Below are 20146 nucleotides of genomic sequence, written 5' to 3'. Positions count from 1 at the left end.
TCGCAACATCACGTGCACTACGCCCATGCCTTTAAATTAGAAGCTACTAACATAAAGGCATGGTCGCAAGGGCTAAAACGAAAAAAGGAGGCCGAAGCCTCCTTTTTAAACGCGCAGGTTGCGCCAGTCATCAATTACTTGACGATCTTGGCTACAACGCCGGCGCCTACGGTGCGGCCACCTTCACGGATAGCGAAGCGCAGACCGTCTTCCATCGCGATGGGAGCGATCAGGCTTACAACCATCTTGATGTTGTCGCCAGGCATTACCATTTCAACGCCTTCCGGCAGTTCGATGGTACCGGTCACGTCAGTGGTACGGAAGTAGAACTGCGGACGGTAGCCCTTGAAGAACGGAGTGTGACGGCCGCCTTCGTCTTTGGACAGTACGTACACTTCGGATTCGAAGTCGGTGTGCGGGGTGATGGAGCCCGGCTTGGCCAGAACCTGACCACGCTCAACGTCTTCACGCTTGGTACCACGCAGCAGAACACCTACGTTCTCACCAGCACGGCCTTCGTCCAGCAGCTTGCGGAACATTTCAACGCCGGTACAGGTGGTCTTGGTGGTGTCCTTGATGCCTACGATTTCAACTTCTTCACCAACCTTGATGATACCGCGCTCTACACGACCGGTAACAACGGTACCACGACCCTGGATGGAGAATACGTCTTCGATCGGCAGCAGGAAGGCACCGTCGATGGCACGCTCGGGATCCGGGATGTAGGAATCCAGGGCGTTGGCCAGTTCGATGATCTTCGGTTCCCACTCGGGATCGCCTTCCAGGCCCTTCAGAGCGGAGCCCTGAATTACCGGAATGTCGTCGCCCGGGAAGTCGTACTCGGACAGCAGCTCACGCACTTCCATTTCTACCAGCTCGAGCAGCTCTTCATCGTCAACCATGTCACACTTGTTCATGAAGACAACGATGTAAGGTACACCTACCTGGCGGGCCAGCAGGATGTGCTCACGGGTTTGCGGCATGGGGCCATCGGTGGCAGCAACTACCAGGATCGCGCCGTCCATCTGGGCAGCACCGGTGATCATGTTCTTCACGTAGTCGGCGTGGCCGGGGCAGTCAACGTGAGCGTAGTGACGGGTTTCGGTGTCGTACTCAACGTGAGAAGCGGCGATGGTGATACCACGGGCCTTTTCTTCCGGGGCGTTATCGATCTGGTCGAAGGCGCGAGCGGCACCGCCGAACTGCTTGGCCAGCACGTTGGTGATGGCAGCGGTCAGAGTGGTTTTACCGTGGTCAACGTGGCCGATGGTACCAACGTTAACGTGCGGTTTCGTACGTTCAAATTTTTCTTTAGACACGGACTAGTCCTTCCTGATTTGCTCCCGCCCTGCTGGGGCGGGAAGATTTAACAAAGATTAATTAACCTCGGCGGACAGCAATCACTGCCTCGGCCATGTTCGCAGGCACTTCGGCGTACTTGGCAAACTCCATGGAGTAGGAAGCACGGCCCTGAGTCTGAGAACGCAGGTCGGTAGCGTAACCGAACATTTCGGACAGCGGAACCAGGGCATGCACAGTCTTGCCACTGGGGCCGTCTTCCATGCCTTCAATGATGCCACGGCGACGGTTTACATCGCCGATCACATCACCCATGTACTCTTCCGGCGTTTCCACTTCCACCTTCATCAGCGGTTCCAACAGCGCAGGGTTACATTTCATGAAACCCTCTTTAAATGCCATGGAGCCGGCGATTTTAAAGGCCATTTCGGAAGAGTCAACATCGTGGAACGAGCCGTCATACAGGGTGACCTTGAGGTCTTCGATGGGATAACCCGCCAGCACGCCCTGCTTCATCTGCTCCTGAATACCCTTGTCCACGGCAGGGATGTATTCCTTGGGAATCACACCGCCCACAATGGCGTTCACGAAGGTGTAGCCGGCGCCCTCTTCCTGGGGCTCGATTCTGATCCAGACATGACCAAACTGACCACGACCACCGGACTGACGCACGAACTTGCCTTCCTGCTCCACAGAACCACGAATGGTTTCGCGGAACGCCACCTGGGGCTTGCCCACGTTGGCCTCCACCTTGAACTCGCGCTTCATGCGGTCCACGATGATGTCCAGGTGCAGTTCGCCCATGCCGGCGATAATGGTCTGACCGGACTCTTCGTCGGTCCAGACCCGGAACGAGGGATCTTCCTGGGCCAGACGGCCCAGGGCCAGGCCCATTTTCTCCTGGTCGGCCTTGGTTCTAGGCTCAACCGCGATGGAGATCACCGGCTCGGGAAATTCCATCCGCTCCAGAATGATCGGCGCGTCCGGGGCACACAGGGTGTCACCGGTGGTCACGTCTTTCAGGCCGATGGCGGCAGCAATATCGCCGGCGCAAACGGACTTGATCTCGTCACGCTTGTTGGCGTGCATCTGTACGATGCGGCCAATGCGTTCACGCTTGCCCTTGACCGGGTTCACCACGGTATCGCCGGTGTTGACGACGCCGGAGTAAACGCGGAAGAAGGTCAGGTTGCCCACAAAGGGATCGGTGGCGATCTTGAACGCCAGCGCCGCAAAGGGCGCCGCGTCGTCGGCGGGACGGGTATCAGGCGTTTCGCCGTCTTCCTTCACACCGGCAATGGCAGGTACTTCCAGCGGCGACGGCAGGTATTCCAACACCACGTCGAGCATGGCCTGTACACCCTTGTTCTTGAACGCGGATCCACAGGTGACCAGGATGACCTCATTGCTGAGCACACGGCTGCGCAGGCCGGACTTGATGTCTTCCTCGCTCAGCTCGCCTTCATCCAGGTACTTTTCCATCAACTCTTCACTGGCTTCGGCGGCGGCTTCAACCAGATTCTGGTGCCACTCCTCGGCCAGCTCCTGCAGGTCTGCAGGAATATCGTGATATTCAAAGCTGGTGCCGTTGTCTTCGTCACTCCAGTCGATGGCCTTCATTTTGACCAGGTCGACCACACCCTTGAAGCCTTCTTCGGCACCAATGGGCAGCTGCACCGGTACGGGCACGCCTTTCAGGCGGGTCTTGATTTGCTCGACCACACGCAGAAAGTCGGCACCGGTACGGTCCATCTTGTTGACGAAGGCAATACGGGGAACGTGGTACTTGTTGGCCTGACGCCATACCGTCTCGGACTGTGGCTGAACACCACCCACGGCGCAATACACCATAACAGCACCATCGAGCACCCGCATGGAGCGTTCTACTTCAATGGTGAAGTCAACGTGTCCGGGAGTGTCGATGATGTTGATGCGGTGCTGGGGAAACTGGTGATCCATGCCGTCCCAGAAACAGGTAGTTGCTGCGGACGTAATGGTAATGCCACGCTCCTGCTCCTGCTCCATCCAGTCCATGGTGGCAGCGCCCTCATGAACTTCACCCAGTTTATGGCTTACACCGGTGTAGAACAGGATGCGCTCGGTGGTGGTGGTCTTGCCGGCGTCAATGTGAGCGCTGATACCGATATTACGATAGCGCTCAATCGGAGTTGTACGAGCCACAATAAGATCCTCTTGCCAAGGTCGAATGTCCTTAGTGAGCCACAAGGGGCGCGGCATGCGCCGCGCCCGCTCTCATTACCAGCGGTAGTGAGCGAAGGCCTTGTTGGCTTCGGCCATGCGGTGAACGTCTTCACGCTTCTTCACGGCAGAGCCTTTGTTTTCAGAGGCATCCATCAGCTCGCCAGCCAGACGCTGGGCCATGGATTTTTCGCCACGCTTGCGCGCAGCTTCTACCAGCCAACGCATGGCCAGGGCGTTGCGACGCACGGGGCGTACTTCAACAGGCACCTGATAGGTGGAACCACCTACCCGGCGGGATTTAACTTCAACAGTAGGACGAACGTTGTCCAGGGCTTCTTCGAACAGCGCCAGGTGCTCTTTGCTGCTTTTGGCAGCAACGATGTCCAGGGCACCGTAAACAATCTTTTCAGAGGTAGACTTCTTGCCGTCTACCATTACTACGTTAACAAACTTTGCCAGCAGCTCGGATCCGAACTTGGGATCCGGCAGGATTTTACGCTGGCCGATTACGCGACGTCTTGGCATTGCAAACTCTCCGTAACTTCAGGAATAACCCAAAACAAAACAGGTTAAAAAAATAAATGTTTGGCCTTACTTAACGGAGAACCATTAAGCCTTGGGCTTCTTGGCGCCGTACTTGGAGCGGCCCTGACGACGGGCGGAAACACCGGAGGTGTCCAGCGCGCCGCGCACGGTGTGGTAACGCACACCGGGAAGATCTTTAACACGACCACCGCGGATCAGAACAACGGAGTGCTCCTGCAGGTTGTGGCCTTCACCACCGATGTAGGAGTTCACTTCGAAACCGTTGGTCAGACGAACACGGCATACCTTACGCAGTGCGGAGTTCGGCTTCTTCGGAGTGGTGGTGTATACACGGGTGCACACGCCGCGCTTTTGCGGGCAGGCTTCCAGCGCCGGCACGTTGCTCTTAGCAACGGCTTGTTGGCGAGGCTTGCGCACCAGCTGGTTAATAGTTGCCATTAACAGCTCCTGATAATGTCGTTCTACAGTTGAAAAAATCCATCCCCAAAAGCGGGGACGCAAAATTCTATGCCTGCCCCGAAGGCAAGTCAAGATTTATACAGTTACTCGTACGGACAATGGCAGAGTTACGGTCTGCAGCGTGCACCCCCGTCACTGGCCGCTTGCCCATCACCAGGCGGTGGGACTGCCCTGCTCCACCACCAGCTCAACCAGGCCGGCCATGGTCAGCACTTTCCCCATAATGGGCTCAAGGCCGCGGGCAGCAAGGTCTTCACTCATCACATGCAGCCGGCCAGCGTCGGCCAACGGCTGCAGCCGGGGTTGCCAGGCCGGCAGGGTAGCGGCAATCACGCCGTCCTGCCACAGCACCAGGTGATCATCGGGCTGCATATGGTGCAGTGCCTGCTCGAGGCCGTGGTGACCGAAGGGAGAATGTTTAACGGTATGCAGCATAGGCCCTCAGAAGGTCAGGCAAACGTCGTGTTCGCTCAGCAGACGGCGCAGCTCGCCGGCATCACAGACGTCGGCATCGATACACAAATCGGCCGGGCTCAGGCCACGCTCAGCGAGGGATTCGGCACACACATAGACGCGTTCGATATCGTAAAGCTCCAGCAGGCCAAAGGTGGGCGCATAGTCACGGCCATGAATGGCGGCCGGTGCCTGACCGGCTTTCAGCTGGTAGACGCCATCGTCGATAAAAAATACCGCCAGCTCCTCGCTCAGGGCCGAGGTGGCCAGCACCGCGTCCAGTCCTTCCCGGCCGGCGGCGCTGCCGTGAGGCAGCGTGCGGAATATAAAGGCAACCTTGTTCATCAGAATTGCACCACGCGATCGGCGGTCAGGGCCGCCTGGGCCAGGGCACCGAGGCCACTCAGACGAAAGGGTGCGGCCACGTTGCCACCGTCCAGGCCCGCTTCCGCAGCCCCTTTGTCGTCGCACAGGCCACGGCGCAGCGCCGCTGCCACGCACAGGTCCAGGGTGAGGTCATGGCGTTCGGCAAGCGTAACCCAGGCCCGGTGCAAGTCGAATTCGTCGCTGGCGGGCTGTACCAGGCGGTTACCGTTATGCACCCCTTCCTGATAGAAAAACACACTGTCGATGGCATGACCCTGTTCCAGCACGGCGCTGGCAAAACGCCAGGCATCGGCGGCGGCCTGAGTACCGTAACAGGGGCCGGTCACCAGCAGGGCAAAACGCAGGGGAGTGTCGGTCATGGAAAAGTCCGCAAAAAGCAAAAGAGCGGCCGGGGCCGCTCTTGGCAAGGTTTATTCCACCAGGGCGATGGCTTCCACTTCTACCAGCACGTCTTTCGGCAGACGGGCCACTTCCACGCAGGAGCGGGCCGGGGCACCGGCGGCAAAGTAGCTGGCGTACACTTCGTTGAAGGCCAGGAAGTTGTTCATGTCGGACAGGAAGCAGGTGGTCTTGACCACGCTGGTGGCGTCGGCGCCGGCTTCGGCCAGTACCGCCATCAGGTTGTCCATTACCTGCTTGGTCTGGGCTTCAATGCCGCCTTCCACCACGTCCATGGTAGACGGATCCAGCGGGATCTGGCCGGAGGTGTAGACCATGTTGCCCACGCGGGTGGCCTGAACATAGGGGCCGATGGCGGCGGGGGCCTGGTCGGTGGCGATTACGGTTTTAGTCATGGGTTCTCCTGGTTATGTGGCGATGACGCTTCGTCATCGCGTTTTTTCTGTCTGATATAGAGATAGACAGTGTGTTTGGAAATGTTGAGTTTGTCCGACACCATGGCGATGGCGTCCTTGATGTCGAAGATGCCTTTTTCAAACAGGGTGGTGACGATCTGCTTGTTCTTGGCGTTGTTGGCCACATCGGGATCGGCATTGATGGCGTCGATGGTGCGCTCCACCGTGAGCGTCACCAGCTCTTCCACGTTGTTACTGAAATTTTCCGCCGAGGCCTGGGGCCGCTCGTTTTCCGGCGGCAGCAGGTCGGCCATCAGCTCATGCAGCGGCGCTCCCAGATCGAGATGCAGGCACAACAGTCCGGCCAGCTCGCCATGAGCACCGCGCACCGCCTGCACCAGACTGCGCACCGGTGCCCCCAGGCGCTGGTGGGTCAGGCATAACCTGTCTTCGCCCCGGCGTTGCAGTTCGGCCAGCAGCCGTTGCTCGGCATCGGTCATGGCCGCCCCCGGCTGGCGGTTGCCGCCGGCCAGACGCTCCGCCATGCCCTCGGGCGGGTCCAGGCGATAGAGCGCCACCTCGCAGTGCCGGCCATAGAGGGCGGCAAGGCCGTCCACCAGCTGGGCACAGGAAGCCACTGCATCGTGCTGCGATGCGCTGGCTGCCGTTTCCGTGGCCGTTGTGTTCAGCATACGGGCCGTCCCGGAACGGGCCGTCCCACTTTCCGTTGGCATTGCTGGCTTCACCCCCCTTGTGTCTGGCTCTGATTTTCAATCGCTGGTAATGAATGTCAACTTTTTTTGAAGCGAAGCGTGAGGCCGAAAGCGCACTCACAAAAAAACCGCCCGCAGGCGGTTTTTTTTATTCACAGGCGAACGGCTCAGGCCCGCAGGGATTTTTCGCCCCGGGATACGCCACACACGCCACTGCGCACCACTTCCACCACCTCGGTGGTCTCGCTCATGTTGCCAATAAAGGCGTCGAGCTTGTCGCTGGTGCCCACCAGCTGCACCGTGTACAGATGCGGAGTTACATCCACGATCTGACCGCGGAAAATATCGGCGGTACGCTTGACCTCGTCGCGGTTGCTGCCGTCGGCACGCACCTTGACCAGTACAATTTCCCGCTCGATATGATCGCCGTCGGTCAGGTCGCTGACCTTGAGCACGTCCACCAGCTTGTTGAGCTGTTTGGTGATCTGCTCGATCACCCGCTCGTCACCATTGGTAACAATGGTCATGCGGGACAGGGTGGGATCCTCGGTGGGCGCCACGGTCAGGGTTTCAATGTTATAGGCCCGCTGGGAAAACAGCCCTACTACCCGGCTCAGGGCACCGGACTCGTTTTCCAGCAACAGGGAAATAATACGCCGCATCAGGTTCGCTCCGTTTTGCTCAACCACATTTCATCCATGGCTCCGGTCTTGATTTGCATGGGGTAAACATGCTCTTCCGGATCGATCTGAATATCCATGAACACCAGCTTGTCGGTCAGGGAGAAACACTTCTCCAGGGCCGCGTCCAGCTCGGCCGGTTCGGTGACCTTCATGCCCACGTGACCGTAGGATTCGGCCAGCTTGACGAAGTCGGGCAGTGAGTCCATGTAGGAATGGCTCTGGCGGCCTTCATAGAACATCTTCTGCCACTGTTTCACCATGCCCAGGGCACTGTTGTTCATGGAGATGATCTTCACCGGTATGTTGTATTGCATACAGGTGGAGAGCTCCTGAATGTTCATCTGAATGGAGCCGTCGCCGGTCACGCACACCGACACCGCATCGGGGCAGCCCAGCTTGGCGCCCATGGCGGCGGGCAGGCCAAAGCCCATGGTGCCCAGACCACCGGAGTTGATCCACTGGCGCGGCTTGTCGTAGGGATAGTAAAGCGCGGCGAACATCTGGTGCTGGCCCACATCGGAGCTGATGATGGCCTTGCCCTCGGTGATGCGGTAAACCGCCTCCATCACCTGCTGGGGCTTGATGTACTGCTCGCTTTTCTCGTAGCTCAGGCACTTGCGGTCACGCCACTGTTCGATCTGCACCCACCAGTCGTCCATCGCCTGGGGGTCGGGCTTGAGCCCAAGCTCGCGAATGGCTTCCAGCATCTGGGCCAGTACGGTGTCGGCCGAGCCCACAATGGGAATGTGCGCCGGAATGGTCTTGGAGATGGAGGTCGGATCCACGTCCACGTGCACTATGGTGGCGTGGGGGCAGAACTTGGCCACGTTGTTGGTGACCCGATCGTCAAAGCGGGCGCCGATGGCCAGGATCAGATCCGAGTTGTGCATGGTCTTGTTGGCTTCATAGGTACCATGCATGCCCAACATGCCCACAAACTGCTTGTGCGTGCCGGGCATCACGCCCAGGCCCATCAGGGTGTTGGTGACCGGCAGGTTGAACTGCTCGGCCAGTTGCACCACCAGGCCGCTGGCGTCGGCGGTAATGGCACCGCCCCCCACGTACATCACCGGGCGCTTGGCCGCGGCCAGGGCCTTCATGGCTTTCTTGATCTGGCCCTTATGGCCCACACCGGTGGGGTTGTAGGAACGCATGTCTACCGACGACGGATAAACATAAGGGTGCTTTTCCTTCGGGTTCTGAATGTCCTTGGGCAGATCCACCACTACCGGTCCGGGACGGCCGGACGCCGCGATGTAATAGGCCTTTTTAATGGCCAGCGGAATATCAGACGCCTTTTTACACAGAAAGCTGTGCTTCACGATGGGGCGGGAAATACCGATCATGTCGGTTTCCTGGAAGGCATCATCACCAATGTAGTTGGTCGGCACCTGACCGGACAGCACCACCATGGGAATGGAATCCATGTAGGCGGTGGCAATACCGGTAATGCAGTTGGTCGCACCCGGCCCCGAGGTTACCAGCACGGTACCCACCTTGCCGGTGGCCCGGGAATAACCATCGGCCATGTGCACGGCCGCCTGCTCGTGGCGCACCAGCACGTGTTCTATTTTGCTGTTTTCAAACAAGGCATCATAGATGTCCAGTACCGAGCCGCCGGGATAACCAAACAGGTAATCAATCCCCTGGTCCTCCAGCGCTCGCACGACCATTTCTGCGCCTGATAACATCTCCATGGTAAAGCCCTCCAGGCTCTGCTCCGTTCACCTTGCCACTCTCTCGTACAGCGATGCACGGCCGCCAGCCGGGCAACATGACAAAAGGAGCGACTTTTTATATTTATAAAACAACAACTTACAACAGCGAAGCTGAAGATAAGCAGAAAAAGGATGAAAAATCACCTTAACCTGCTTTAAATCCGTTGTCTACGGGCTTTGACAAATCCGTTGGCTTCGCTCGAAACAGCCTGCCACGGCCGCCTTCAGCGTGACAGCGCCAATAAAACGCAGGTGCTGGCGCCAGTGCTCAAACCCTCACCAAAGTGACCGGCAAAACAGCCATTCACCAACAACAAAACAATAACAATGCAAAATCAACAAAGGTCAGAACCATCACTAGAATTTAAAGTTAAATGGCAGCATAAAAAACCACAACCTTGTTTTATTTCATTCATATTTAAAGGGTTTACCCTGTAATGTGAATGTCGCTAAAGTTGACATCATCATCGTTAATCGTTATCTGTATAGCGTTGTTAACGGATTCTTTCCTGATGTGAGTGACCATGCATAAGCAGATTCAGCTACTACTACTAACCAACAAGGTGCTTTAGCGCACGGGGTCAGGCGTAGCTGGAATTTATCATTCACACAGTTTCACACTTAAAAACCCGTGCCGTCCGCACGGGTTTTTTTCATTCTGCCTCGGGCGGCACGAATACACAGAGGAAAGCGACATGTCGAACCAAGTCATTTTATTCGATACCACCTTGCGGGACGGTGAACAGGCGCTTTCCGCCAGCCTGACCGTCAAGGAAAAGCTGCAGATCGCCCAGGCTCTGGAACGGCTCGGCGTGGACGTGATGGAAGTGGGCTTTCCCATTTCCTCACCCGGCGACTTTGAATCGGTGCAGACCATTGCCCGCCATATCAAGAACAGCCGGGTCTGTGCCCTGTCCCGCGCCCTCAAGGCCGATATCGACGCCGCCGGCGAGGCCCTGCGGGTGGCGGATCAGTTCCGTATTCACACCTTTATCTCCACCTCCGACATTCATGTGCAGAGCAAGCTGCGCAAGGACTTCGACTCTGTGGTGGAAATGAGCGTGGCGGCTGTCAAGCACGCCCGGGGCTATACCGACGATGTAGAGTTCTCCTGCGAAGATGCCGGTCGCACTCCCATCGACAACCTGTGCCGCATGGTGGAAGCCGTGATCAAGGCCGGTGCCCGCACCGTGAATATTCCTGATACCGTGGGCTACACCGTGCCCAGCGAGTTTGGCGGCATTATTCAGACCCTGTTTGAGCGGGTGCCCAACATTCATGAAGCGGTGATTTCCGTGCACTGCCATGACGACCTCGGCATGTCGGTGGCCAACTCCATCGCCGCCGTACAGGCAGGTGCGCGTCAGATCGAATGCACCATCAATGGCATCGGTGAGCGGGCCGGCAACTGCTCGCTGGAAGAAGTGGCCATGATCATGAAGACCCGGGGCGAGCTGCTCGGGGTGCACACCAACATCAACCACCAGGAAATCTACCGCACCAGCCAGCTGGTACGTAACCTGTGCAATATGCCGGTACAGCCCAACAAGGCCATTGTGGGTGCCAATGCCTTTTCCCACTCCTCCGGCATTCACCAGGACGGCGTGCTCAAAAACAAGAACACCTACGAGATCATCACTCCCGAAAGTATTGGTCTGCCCAAGAACCAGCTCAACCTGACGTCCCGCTCCGGCCGCCACGTGATCAAGCATCGCATGGCCGAGATGGGCTACACCGAGCAGGACTATGATCTCGACACCCTCTACAACAGCTTCCTGGCGCTGGCCGATCGCAAGGGCCAGGTATTCGACTACGACCTGGAAGCCCTGGTGTTTTTCAGCCAGATCCACGAAGAGCCAGAGCAGTACAAACTCAAGTATCTGAGCGTGCAGTCCGGCAGCAACGTCATGTCCACCGCCAGTGTGCGCATGGAAGTGGGTGGTGACGTGGTCAACGAGGCCGCCGTCGGCAATGGTCCGGTCGATTCTGTCTATCAGTGCATCAACCGGGTCACCGGCTATGACATTCGCATCGACAAGTATGAGCTGCAGAGCAAGGGCGAAGGCAAGGATGCGCTGGGTCAGGTGGACATAGTGGCCGAATACAAGGGCCGCAAGTTCCACGGCATGGGTCTGGCCACCGACATCGTCGAGTCGTCTGCCCAGGCATTGATTCACGTGATTAACTGCATTTACCGGGCCGAGCAGGTCGCGGAAAAGAAAGAAGAAATTCAGAAAAAAATACGTATGGAGACAGTGTGAACATGAGCGCAAGCTACAAGGTCGCGGTATTGCCGGGTGACGGCATTGGCCCGGAAGTGATGGCCGAGGCCATTCGTGTGCTGGATAAAGTGCAGGCCGAGTTCGGCCTGCAGCTGGACTACAGCCATCATGATGTGGGCGGCATCGCCATCGACAATCACGGCAGCCCCCTGCCCGCCAGCACCCTGGCCGGCTGTGAAGCCGCCGATGCCGTGCTGTTCGGTTCGGTAGGTGGTCCCAAGTGGGAAAACCTGCCCCCCAACGAGCAGCCCGAGCGCGGTGCCCTGCTGCCCCTGCGCGGTCATTTCAAGCTGTTCTGCAATATGCGTCCGGCCAAGATTTATCAGGGCCTGGAAGGCTTCTCGCCGCTGCGCGCCGACATCAGCGCCCGTGGCTTTGACATAGTGTGCATGCGCGAGCTGACCGGCGGCATCTACTTCGGTCAGCCCAAGGGCCGTGAGGGTTCAGGCCCGGAAGAAAAAGCCTTTGATACCGAGGTGTATCACCGCTATGAAATCGAGCGCATCGCCCGGCTGGCATTCGAAGCGGCGCAGGGCCGCCGTGGCGTGGTGACCTCCGTCGACAAGGCCAACGTCCTGCAGGCCTCCATTCTGTGGCGCGAAGTGGTGACCGAAGTTGCCAGGGATTACCCGGACGTGACCCTGAACCACATTTACATCGACAACGCCACCATGCAGCTCATTAAGGATCCGTCTCAGTTCGACGTGCTGCTGTGCTCCAACCTGTTCGGCGATATCGTCTCCGACGAAATGGCAATGATCACCGGCTCCATGGGCCTGCTGCCCTCCGTCAGCCTGAACGACAAGGGCTTTGGCCTGTACGAGCCGGCCGGTGGCTCCGCCCCGGACATCGCCGGTCAGGGCATTGCCAACCCCATCGCCCAGATTTTGTCCGCCGCCCTGATGCTGCGTTACAGCTTCAAGCAGGAAGAAGCGGCCCAGGCCATTGAGCGTGCCGTGGCCGAAACCCTGGCCGCCGGCTACTTCACCGGCGACCTGTACAGCGACAAGGCTGAACATCCGGTGCAGTCCACCAGTCAAATGGGTGAGCAGATCGTATCCCGCATCCGGAGAGCAAACTAATGGCCAAGACCCTCTATCAGAAAGTATTTGACGCCCACCTGGTGCGTAACGAAGCCGGTGAAACCCCGCTGCTGTACATCGACCGTCACCTGGTGCACGAAGTGACCTCGCCCCAGGCCTTTGACGGCCTGCGTGAAAAGGGCCGCAAGCTGCGCCGCCCCGACCGCACCTGGGCGACCATGGACCACAACGTGTCCACCGAAACCAACGACATCGCCGCTTCCGGTGAAATGGCCCGCATCCAGATGGAAACCCTGGCTAAAAACTGTGAAGAGTTCGGCGTGCCCCTGTACGACCTGCACCACAAGTACCAGGGCATAGTGCACGTGATCGGCCCGGAGCTGGGTCTGACCCTGCCCGGCACAACCATCGTCTGTGGTGACTCCCATACCGCCACCCACGGTGCCTTTGGCGCCCTGGCGTTCGGTATCGGTACCTCAGAGGTAGAGCACGTCATGGCCACTCAGACCCTGAAGCAGGGCCGGGCCAGGACCATGAAAATCCAGGTCAACGGCAAACTCAACCCGGGCATCAGCGCCAAGGACGTGGTGCTGGCCATTATCGGTGAAGTCGGCCACGCCGGCGGCACCGGTTATGTGGTGGAATTCTGTGGCAGCGCCATCGAGGCGCTCTCCATGGAAGCACGCATGACCATCTGTAACATGGCCATCGAGCTGGGTGCCAAGGCCGGCCTTATCGCTCCCGACCAGACCACCTTTGACTACCTCAAAGACAAGCCGTTCGCTCCCGAAGGCGAGCAGTGGGATGCCGCCGTGGCTTACTGGCAGACCCTCAAGTCCGACGAAGGCGCCGAGTTTGACGCTGTGGTTGAGCTCGACGGCGCCGACATTGCGCCGCAGGTAACCTGGGGCACCAACCCGGGCCAGGTAATGCCGGTGAACGGTACCATTCCCGCCCCGGAAGACTTTGACGACGCCGTTGAGCGTCAGTCTGCCGTCAAGGCGCTGCAGTACATGGATATTCCCGCCGGTGGCAAGCTGACCGACGTCAAGGTAGACAAAGTATTCATCGGCTCCTGTACCAACAGCCGCATCGAAGATCTGCGCGCCGCTGCCGCCATCGCTCAGGGGCGTCAGGTGGCCGCCGGGGTTCAGGCCTTGGTGGTACCCGGCTCGCAGCAGGTGAAAGCCCAGGCGGAAGCCGAAGGTCTGGACAAGATCTTTATCGAAGCCGGCTTTGAATGGCGCCTGCCCGGTTGCTCCATGTGTCTGGCCATGAACAACGACCGGCTGCAGCCGGGCGAGCGTTGTGCCGCCACCAGCAACCGCAACTTTGAAGGCCGTCAGGGCCGGGGTGGCCGCACCCATCTGGTGAGCCCGGCCATGGCCGCCGCCGCCGCCGTGTTCGGTCACTTTGTCGACATTCGGGATTTATAAGGGGAATAACATGAGCGGATTCAAGCAATTAACCGGTATCGCCGCCCCCCTGGATGCGGCCAACGTAGACACCGATCAGATCATTCCGAAGCAGTTTCTGCAAAAGGTGACCCGGTCCGGTTTTGGCAAGCACCTGTTTCACGACTGGCGCTTTCTGGATGACGCCGGCGAGCAGCCGAACCCGGAGTTCGTGCTCAACCAGGCACCTTACGATCAGGCCGTGATCCTGCTGGCCCGGGAAAATTTCGGTTGTGGCTCCAGCCGTGAGCACGCCCCCTGGGCCCTGGCCGACTTCGGCCTGCAGGCGGTGATAGCGCCGAGCTTTGCCGATATCTTCTATGGCAATGCCATCAACAACGGCATGGTGCCGGTACGCCTGACCGAAGCGCAGGTTGACGCCCTGTTCCAGCATGTGGCGGCCAGCAAGGGCGCCGAGATCACCGTTGATCTGGAAGCCTGTGAAGTACGCGCCGGCGAGCACGCCTTCCCCTTCGAAATCGACGAGTTCCGTCGCTACTGCCTGCTCAACGGCCTCGACAACATCGGTCTGACTCTGCAGCACGCAGATCAGATTGATGCCTATGAGGCCAAGCAGCCGGCCTGGCTGTAACGCCTGCCCCTGCTTCAAAACGCCGGCATGATGCCGGCGTTTTTATTGGTGCAGCGGGTCAGTGCACCTCTTCCAGAAACACCGCCACCAGATCGCTGGTGACGCCTTCTTCCACCCTCAGCACCTGGGCCATGGCCTTGAGCGGAGGCACCCGCTCGCCGGCCGAGGGCAATACCAGCTGCCACTGCTGTCCCGGCTGGCAACGACCGCACTCCACTTCCATCAGCATGCCTTCCGGGCTGAGGTTAAGGCAGGTTCCCTGAACACGTTCGCTGGTGGTCGCAAGGATCACGGTGGCGTTGATTTGAATGCGGCTGAACAGCCGCTGCTCCTTGTTGGCAGATAACATGGGCTCATCCTTTCAATGGCTGGTTTCACAGGATAAATCTTCCTACAATAGCGCCCTTACCCCATTGCAATCGGGATCGCCGGCAAAAGCAGCGTGTCACCCCGATGCGAAAACTCAACCAGGGAGTGGCCCGTGAAAAAGACTCTGCTTGCCTTGCTGCTGGCAGCCAGTACACCGCTGGCGGCGCAGACACCGACGCTTACCATCTATACCTATAGCTCATTTGCATCCGACTGGGGGCCCGGGCCAGCCATTGAGAAAAGCTTTGAAGCCGAATGCGACTGCGATTTGCAGTGGGTCGCACTGGACGACGGTGTCTCCATTCTTAACCGGCTGCGGCTGGAAGGGGACAACACCAAAGCCGACATCGTGCTGGGGCTCGACAACAACCTGCTGCAGGCGGCCACAGACACCGGCTTGATTGAACCTCATGGCCTGACGCCCGAGGGACTGACCCTGCCCGGCGGCTGGAACAACCCCAATTTCCTGCCCTTTGATTACGGCTATTTCGCCTTTATCTACAATGCCGATAAGCTGGCCAAGCCGCCAACCAGCTTTGCCGAACTGCTCGCGCGACCCGAGCTGACCCTGCTGTATCAGGACCCCCGCACCAGTACTCCGGGGCAGGGCCTGCTGCTGTGGGTACAGAAGCTGTACGGCGACCAAGCTCCCGAGGTCTGGCAAAACCTGGCCGGCCGCACCATCTCGGTAACCAAGGGCTGGAGCGAGTCCTACGGCATGTTCCTCAAGGGCGAAGCCGACATGGTGCTGTCTTACACCACCTCCCCCGCCTATCACATCGAGGCGGAGCAGCAGCACCAGTATCGGGCCGCCGCCTTTGACGAAGGTCATTATCTGCAGGTGGAAGTGGCCGGCAAAGTGAAAGGCTCAACGCAACCCGAACTGGCCGACCGCTTTATGCAATTCATGACCACGCCCGGTTTCCAGCAGCATATTCCCGCCGGTAACTGGATGTATCCGGTCATTGATGCCGAACTGCCCGCCGGCTTTGACGAGCTGGTCACCCCGAGCGGGTCGTTAAGCTTTACCGCCGAGGAAATGGCGAGCCAGCGCAAGCAATGGCTGCGCGAGTGGCTTGCCGCCACCACCCGCTGATGCCGGTACGTTTATGGTGGCTGCCAGGCTTAATCAGCACTGGCGCCATTCTTTTGCTCACCGCCGCCCCCATTACCGCGCTGCTGCTTCAGGGCGGCAGCGATGCGGCACAGGTGTTTGCCGACCCTTATCTGCGCCATGTGGTCTGGTTCAGTTTTTACCAGGCGGCGCTGTCTACCCTGCTCAGCCTGGGTCTGGCCCTGCCTCTGGCTCAGGCCCTGTCGCGCCGACGCTTTCCCGGCCGAACCCTGCTGCTAAGGCTGTTCGGCCTGACCCTGGTACTTCCGGTGATCCTGGTGGTGTTCGGGCTGGTGGCGGTGCATGGTCGCCAGGGCTGGAGTAACGGACTGCTGACCCTGCTTGGCTTTGAGCCGGTCAGCTATCTCTATGGCCTGACCGGCATTTTGCTGGCCCATGTGTTTTTCAACATGCCGCTGGCGGCGCGTATTTTGCTGCAGAGCATGGAAGCCATTCCCGCCAGCCAGTGGCGACTGGCCAGTCAGCTCGGCTTTAACAGCAGGCAACTGTTTCGCTGGCTGATCTGGCCGGCGGTACGCGGCCCCCTTCCGGGGCTGGCCAGCCTCATTTTCATGCTGTGCTTTACCAGCTTCGCCACCGTCATGGCCTTGGGTGGCGGCCCCAAATCCACCACCCTGGAAGTGGCCATCTACCAGGCCCTGCGGTATGACTTCGACCTGCCCCTGGCGGGCAGCCTGGCCCTGCTGCAACTGGTGTTCTGCAGCGCTTTCCTGCTGCTGCAATACCGCGTCAGTAAAGCGCCCGAATACCGGGGAGAACGGCAATTACCCTGCCTGCGTCATGACTCCCTCTGGTGGCGTACCCGGCTGACCGACACCCTGGTGATGACACTGGCGCTGAGCATATTTCTGCCACCGCTGCTGGCCATTGTGACCGCCGGAATCAATCCACAACTACTACCGGCACTGGCTTCACAGCAGCTGTGGTCGGCCCTTGGGCAGTCGATGGCCATTGCCGTCTGCGCCGGCCTGCTGTCGGTAATGCTGACCACCGGACTGCTGGTAACCAGCCGGCATCTGCGACTCAGACAGGATCGCTCACGGCTGGCCAGCATACTGGAAGCCAGCGGCTCCACCATTCTGGTGCTGCCCGCCGTGGTACTGTCCACCGGCCTGTTTATTTTGCTGCGTGGCGTGGCCGATGTGTTTGCCCTTGGCCCCTTACTGGTGGTTCTGGTCAATGCCCTGATGGCCATGCCCTATGGCCTGCGTACCCTGCAACATCCCATGGAGCGAGTGGCCCAGCGCTACGACCGGCTGTGTGACAGCCTGAACATACGTGCCCTCAACCGTCTTTGGCTGGTGGAGTGGCCGCTGTTGCGCCAACCCCTCGCGCTGGCACTGGCCCTGGCGATGATGTTGTCACTGGGTGATTTAAACGCCATTGCGCTGTTTGGCAGTCAACAGTTGCAGACCCTGCCCTGGCTACTCTACCAGCAGCTGGGCAGCTACCAGATGACGCAAGCCGCCGCTACCGCTCTGGTGCTGCTGGTGCTGAACCTGGCGCTGTTCCTGTTGATTGAGCGCGTACTGGGAGGCCGGAATGCTCACACTGACTAACCTGACGGCTCACTATCCGGAGCAAAAACAGTGCTTCTCGCTAAGCGCCGCTCCGGGCACCATCACGGCGCTGATCGGCCCCAGCGGCGCCGGCAAGTCTACCCTGCTGGCGATGATTGGGGGCTTTGCCAAAACCGACTCGGGCAGCCTGGCGCTGGGCGAAGCAAACCTGCTGCCCCTGTCCCCTGCAGAACGGCCCATCACCACCCTGTTTCAGGACAATAACCTGTTCTGGCATATGAGCGTGTACCAGAATATCGCCATTGGCCTGAATTCGGGGCTGAGGCTGAACGACGCCCAGAAACGACAGGTACAACAGGTAGCCAGCCAGTTGGGCATCGATACCCTGCTGGAGCGCAAGCCGGCGCAGCTGTCGGGGGGGCAGCAACAACGGGTGGGACTGGCCCGCTGTCTGGTTCGCAACCGCCCGGTATTGCTGCTGGATGAACCCTTTTCCGCATTGGACCCGGCGTTGCGCTTTGAATTGCTACAGCTGTTGCGGGAGCTAACTGACAAGTGGCAATTAGTCGTACTGCTGGTGACCCATCATCCGGAAGAAGCAGCACAGGTCGCCGACCGGATTGCCTATGTACATGATGGCCGGATCCTTGAGCAGGGCGACGGGGCGCTGCTGTCGGGCCCCCGAACCAGTGAGTTGAAGGCTTATCTTGGGCAGTGAGGGGGTGAGCCATTCACCCCCTCACTTTTTCACAGATTTTCCTCGGCAAAGGATGCCAGCCGGCTGCGCATGACGCCATTCAGGTAAATATTGGCGCTGCCTTCAAAATCCTTGAAGCGCTCTACGATGTAGGTCAGCCCGGAGGTCACCGGGGTGAGGTAATTGGAGTCAATCTGTGCTAGGTTACCCGAGCACACCAGCTTGGTACCTTCACCGCAGCGGGTGATGATGGTCTTGAGCTGGGACGCGGTCAGGTTCTGGCACTCGTCCAGCAGCACAAAGGTGTTCTGAATGCTGCGGCCACGCATAAAATTGACCGATTTGAACTGAATGTTGGCCTTGCCCATGATGTAGCTGAGCGAACCGTCCATGCATTCGTCCTGCTTGTGCAGTACTTCCAGGGTATCGGTAATGGCCGCCAGCCAGGGCGCCATTTTTTCCTCTTCCGAGCCGGGCAGAAAACCGATGCTCTCGGCGATTTCCGGCGTGTTACGCGTCACGATAACTCTGTCATAAATACCTTTTTCGATGGTCATTTCCAGTGCCGATGCCATGGCCAGCAGGGTTTTACCACAGCCCGCCGGGCCGGTCAGGATCACCATGTCGATATGGGGATCCAGCAACGCATCCAGTGCCATGGCCTGATAGATATTCTTGGGCTGAATCCCCCAGGCCTTGCGTCCCATCATGCGTTCCCGGCCGAGATCCACAAAACGAAGATGCCCATTTTCCTTGTCGAGCACCCGGCCGGCAAAGTCATCGGTATCATCGATCAGATACTGGTTGATATGGGCCCCCGGCAGCAATTCTTCCGAGACGGTGTGAATAACTTCGCGGCCGTGGGTTTCACTTTCGCACTCGCCCACCCGGTCCCAGAAGCAGTTTTCAACATGGCAGAAACCCTTGGCCAGCAAGCGAATATCATCCACCAGCTGATCTGAGCGGTAATCTTCCACATGCTCCAGGCCCGCGCCCTTGGCCTTGAGCCGCATGTTGATGTCCTTGGTGACCAGTACCGCCTTGCCGCCCCCCTGGTGTTTTTGCAGGTAGAGGGCGGTGTTGATAATACGGTTATCGGCCTCGTCATCGGTGAACACCGCATAGCCTTCCGGCAGGTGACGATCCGAGATAATGGCAATACGGCCCGAGGCCTCGTCGTCTTTCAGTCCCAGTGGCACACCGGCAATGATCTCTTCAGGTGTGGCATCGTGGAAAATATCCTCCAGGGTGCGAATGGCCACCCGCGCGTCCCGGCTGACATCCTTCTGTCGGTCCTTGATGCGATCGAGTTCTTCCAGCACCGTCATGGGAATGACGACGTCGTGCTCCTTGAAGGAATAGATGGAGAGAGGTTCGTGCAACAGCACATTAGTGTCGAGAATAAAGCGTTTGCGGTCGTAGCCGTCCATAGGCGTGCTCCCCGGGCTGAGCCCTTGTCATGGTCATGGCCCAGTTAAAGCATCGGGCCGTGACAGCTTTATTACGATTTAACGCTATGCCTTTTTTCTTCCATGGGCAAGCCCCGCTCACGAACCTGTATAGCAACTGGCCATAAATCAGCCGTTTCCTGAAATACCGTGATTCTCAGTGTGACTCGAAACACAAAAGCGACAAACACGAAAAAAGCCCGATACATGAGTATCGGGCTTTTCGGGTTTGGGTGCCTGGCAGTGACCTACTTTCACATGGCAGCTGCCACACTATCATCGGCGCGGTTGCGTTTCACTGCTGAGTTCGGCATGGAATCAGGTGGTTCCACAACGCTATGGCCGCCAGGCA

General features: G+C 58.8%; 20 protein-coding genes and 1 rRNA gene. 7 read left to right on the top strand and 14 right to left on the bottom strand.

What is annotated here, in order from left to right; translation table 11 throughout:
- Positions 1-134: 134 nt before the first annotated feature.
- From tuf to Q9290_RS06910, 11 genes are all read right to left on the bottom strand, one after another.
- Positions 135-1319, bottom strand: coding sequence for an elongation factor Tu (tuf, locus tag Q9290_RS06960; RefSeq protein ID WP_306078916.1), 1185 nt, complete (start codon positions 1317-1319; stop codon positions 135-137).
- Between the two features lie 61 nt (positions 1320-1380).
- A complete protein-coding gene (gene fusA / locus Q9290_RS06955) occupies positions 1381-3480 on the bottom strand; it encodes an elongation factor G (RefSeq protein ID WP_306078915.1) in 2100 nt (699 codons plus the stop codon).
- A gap of 75 nt (positions 3481-3555) precedes the next feature.
- Positions 3556-4026, bottom strand: a complete 471-nt coding sequence (rpsG, locus tag Q9290_RS06950; protein ID WP_306078914.1) for a 30S ribosomal protein S7 — start codon at positions 4024-4026, stop codon at positions 3556-3558.
- Positions 4027-4110: 84 nt separating this feature from the next.
- Positions 4111-4485 carry a 30S ribosomal protein S12 gene (gene rpsL / locus Q9290_RS06945; RefSeq protein ID WP_014293656.1) on the bottom strand — a complete coding sequence of 125 codons (375 nt, stop codon included), beginning with the start codon at positions 4483-4485 and terminating at the stop codon, positions 4111-4113.
- 171 nt (positions 4486-4656) lie between these two features.
- Positions 4657-4941 (bottom strand): sulfurtransferase complex subunit TusB, encoded by a 285-nt coding sequence (gene tusB / locus Q9290_RS06940; RefSeq protein ID WP_306078913.1) that lies wholly within the window; start codon positions 4939-4941, stop codon positions 4657-4659.
- Between the two features lie 6 nt (positions 4942-4947).
- A complete protein-coding gene (tusC, locus tag Q9290_RS06935) occupies positions 4948-5304 on the bottom strand; it encodes a sulfurtransferase complex subunit TusC (RefSeq protein ID WP_306078912.1) in 357 nt (118 codons plus the stop codon).
- Entirely contained in the window at positions 5304-5705 is a 402-nt protein-coding gene (gene tusD, locus Q9290_RS06930; RefSeq protein ID WP_306078911.1) for a sulfurtransferase complex subunit TusD, read from the bottom strand. The genes tusC and tusD overlap by 1 nt, the downstream gene beginning before the upstream one ends.
- A 51-nt stretch (positions 5706-5756) precedes the next feature.
- Entirely contained in the window at positions 5757-6140 is a 384-nt protein-coding gene (locus tag Q9290_RS06925) for a RidA family protein (RefSeq protein WP_014293660.1), read from the bottom strand.
- Positions 6137-6832, bottom strand: a complete 696-nt coding sequence (locus tag Q9290_RS06920; protein WP_306078910.1) for a helix-turn-helix transcriptional regulator — start codon at positions 6830-6832, stop codon at positions 6137-6139. The genes Q9290_RS06925 and Q9290_RS06920 overlap by 4 nt, the downstream gene beginning before the upstream one ends.
- 188 nt (positions 6833-7020) lie before the next feature.
- Positions 7021-7515 (bottom strand): acetolactate synthase small subunit, encoded by a 495-nt coding sequence (ilvN, locus tag Q9290_RS06915; RefSeq protein ID WP_306078909.1) that lies wholly within the window; start codon positions 7513-7515, stop codon positions 7021-7023.
- Positions 7515-9233 carry an acetolactate synthase 3 large subunit gene (locus tag Q9290_RS06910; protein WP_306078908.1) on the bottom strand — a complete coding sequence of 573 codons (1719 nt, stop codon included), beginning with the start codon at positions 9231-9233 and terminating at the stop codon, positions 7515-7517. Before Q9290_RS06910 ends, ilvN begins: the two co-directional genes overlap by 1 nt.
- Positions 9234-9949: 716 nt before the next feature.
- Here Q9290_RS06910 and leuA point away from each other — a divergent pair.
- The 4 genes from leuA to leuD are packed head-to-tail and all read left to right on the top strand — an operon-like array spanning position 9950 to position 14625.
- A complete protein-coding gene (leuA, locus tag Q9290_RS06905; RefSeq protein ID WP_306078907.1) occupies positions 9950-11515 on the top strand; it encodes a 2-isopropylmalate synthase in 1566 nt (521 codons plus the stop codon).
- Positions 11516-11517: 2 nt separating this feature from the next.
- Complete coding sequence (gene leuB, locus Q9290_RS06900; RefSeq protein ID WP_306078906.1) at positions 11518-12618, top strand: 3-isopropylmalate dehydrogenase; 1101 nt, start codon at positions 11518-11520, stop codon at positions 12616-12618.
- Positions 12618-14015, top strand: a complete 1398-nt coding sequence (leuC, locus tag Q9290_RS06895) for a 3-isopropylmalate dehydratase large subunit (protein WP_306078905.1) — start codon at positions 12618-12620, stop codon at positions 14013-14015. The genes leuB and leuC overlap by 1 nt, the downstream gene beginning before the upstream one ends.
- Positions 14016-14025: 10 nt before the next feature.
- Positions 14026-14625 (top strand): 3-isopropylmalate dehydratase small subunit, encoded by a 600-nt coding sequence (leuD, locus tag Q9290_RS06890; protein ID WP_306078904.1) that lies wholly within the window; start codon positions 14026-14028, stop codon positions 14623-14625.
- A gap of 58 nt (positions 14626-14683) precedes the next feature.
- Here leuD and Q9290_RS06885 read toward each other — a convergent pair whose 3' ends face one another.
- A complete protein-coding gene (locus Q9290_RS06885; protein ID WP_306078903.1) occupies positions 14684-14974 on the bottom strand; it encodes a PilZ domain-containing protein in 291 nt (96 codons plus the stop codon).
- Positions 14975-15118: 144 nt separating this feature from the next.
- Here Q9290_RS06885 and thiB point away from each other — a divergent pair, with 144 nt between their 5' ends.
- The 3 genes from thiB to thiQ are packed head-to-tail and all read left to right on the top strand — an operon-like array spanning position 15119 to position 18367.
- Positions 15119-16090: a thiamine ABC transporter substrate binding subunit gene (thiB, locus tag Q9290_RS06880; protein WP_306079161.1), complete on the top strand. Its 972-nt coding sequence runs from the start codon at positions 15119-15121 to the stop codon at positions 16088-16090.
- Positions 16090-17688 carry a thiamine/thiamine pyrophosphate ABC transporter permease gene (thiP, locus tag Q9290_RS06875; RefSeq protein WP_306078902.1) on the top strand — a complete coding sequence of 533 codons (1599 nt, stop codon included), beginning with the start codon at positions 16090-16092 and terminating at the stop codon, positions 17686-17688. The genes thiB and thiP overlap by 1 nt, the downstream gene beginning before the upstream one ends.
- Positions 17672-18367, top strand: a complete 696-nt coding sequence (thiQ, locus tag Q9290_RS06870; protein WP_306078901.1) for a thiamine ABC transporter ATP-binding protein — start codon at positions 17672-17674, stop codon at positions 18365-18367. Before thiP ends, thiQ begins: the two co-directional genes overlap by 17 nt.
- A gap of 29 nt (positions 18368-18396) precedes the next feature.
- On the opposite strand, the gene Q9290_RS06865 is transcribed toward thiQ, so the two are convergent.
- Positions 18397-19776, bottom strand: a complete 1380-nt coding sequence (locus Q9290_RS06865) for a PhoH family protein (RefSeq protein ID WP_306078900.1) — start codon at positions 19774-19776, stop codon at positions 18397-18399.
- A gap of 253 nt (positions 19777-20029) precedes the next feature.
- A 5S ribosomal RNA gene (gene rrf, locus Q9290_RS06860) occupies positions 20030-20144 on the bottom strand.
- Positions 20145-20146: the final 2 nt, after the last annotated feature.

The organism is Oceanimonas aquatica (assembly GCF_030732065.1).
Classification (GTDB): Bacteria; Pseudomonadota; Gammaproteobacteria; order Enterobacterales; family Aeromonadaceae; genus Oceanimonas.
Note: the sequence above shows the minus strand (reverse complement) of the source record. Positions and strands in the feature narration are given on the sequence as shown.

What these genes read in the sequence shown, in the direction of transcription:
- rpsG (WP_306078914.1), bottom strand. Translation starts at nt 4,026, where the DNA reads ATGCCAAGACGTCGCGTAATCGGCCAGCGTAAAATCCTGCCGGATCCC.
- rpsL (WP_014293656.1), bottom strand. Translation starts at nt 4,485, where the DNA reads ATGGCAACTATTAACCAGCTGGTGCGCAAGCCTCGCCAACAAGCCGTT.
- tusB (WP_306078913.1), bottom strand. Translation starts at nt 4,941, where the DNA reads ATGCTGCATACCGTTAAACATTCTCCCTTCGGTCACCACGGCCTCGAG.
- tusC (WP_306078912.1), bottom strand. Translation starts at nt 5,304, where the DNA reads ATGAACAAGGTTGCCTTTATATTCCGCACGCTGCCTCACGGCAGCGCC.
- tusD (WP_306078911.1), bottom strand. Translation starts at nt 5,705, where the DNA reads ATGACCGACACTCCCCTGCGTTTTGCCCTGCTGGTGACCGGCCCCTGT.
- Q9290_RS06925 (WP_014293660.1), bottom strand. Translation starts at nt 6,140, where the DNA reads ATGACTAAAACCGTAATCGCCACCGACCAGGCCCCCGCCGCCATCGGC.
- Q9290_RS06920 (WP_306078910.1), bottom strand. Translation starts at nt 6,832, where the DNA reads ATGCTGAACACAACGGCCACGGAAACGGCAGCCAGCGCATCGCAGCAC.
- ilvN (WP_306078909.1), bottom strand. Translation starts at nt 7,515, where the DNA reads ATGCGGCGTATTATTTCCCTGTTGCTGGAAAACGAGTCCGGTGCCCTG.
- Q9290_RS06910 (WP_306078908.1), bottom strand. Translation starts at nt 9,233, where the DNA reads ATGGAGATGTTATCAGGCGCAGAAATGGTCGTGCGAGCGCTGGAGGAC.
- leuA (WP_306078907.1), top strand. Translation starts at nt 9,950, where the DNA reads ATGTCGAACCAAGTCATTTTATTCGATACCACCTTGCGGGACGGTGAA.
- leuB (WP_306078906.1), top strand. Translation starts at nt 11,518, where the DNA reads ATGAGCGCAAGCTACAAGGTCGCGGTATTGCCGGGTGACGGCATTGGC.
- leuC (WP_306078905.1), top strand. Translation starts at nt 12,618, where the DNA reads ATGGCCAAGACCCTCTATCAGAAAGTATTTGACGCCCACCTGGTGCGT.
- leuD (WP_306078904.1), top strand. Translation starts at nt 14,026, where the DNA reads ATGAGCGGATTCAAGCAATTAACCGGTATCGCCGCCCCCCTGGATGCG.
- Q9290_RS06885 (WP_306078903.1), bottom strand. Translation starts at nt 14,974, where the DNA reads ATGTTATCTGCCAACAAGGAGCAGCGGCTGTTCAGCCGCATTCAAATC.
- thiP (WP_306078902.1), top strand. Translation starts at nt 16,090, where the DNA reads ATGCCGGTACGTTTATGGTGGCTGCCAGGCTTAATCAGCACTGGCGCC.
- thiQ (WP_306078901.1), top strand. Translation starts at nt 17,672, where the DNA reads ATGCTCACACTGACTAACCTGACGGCTCACTATCCGGAGCAAAAACAG.
- Q9290_RS06865 (WP_306078900.1), bottom strand. Translation starts at nt 19,776, where the DNA reads ATGGACGGCTACGACCGCAAACGCTTTATTCTCGACACTAATGTGCTG.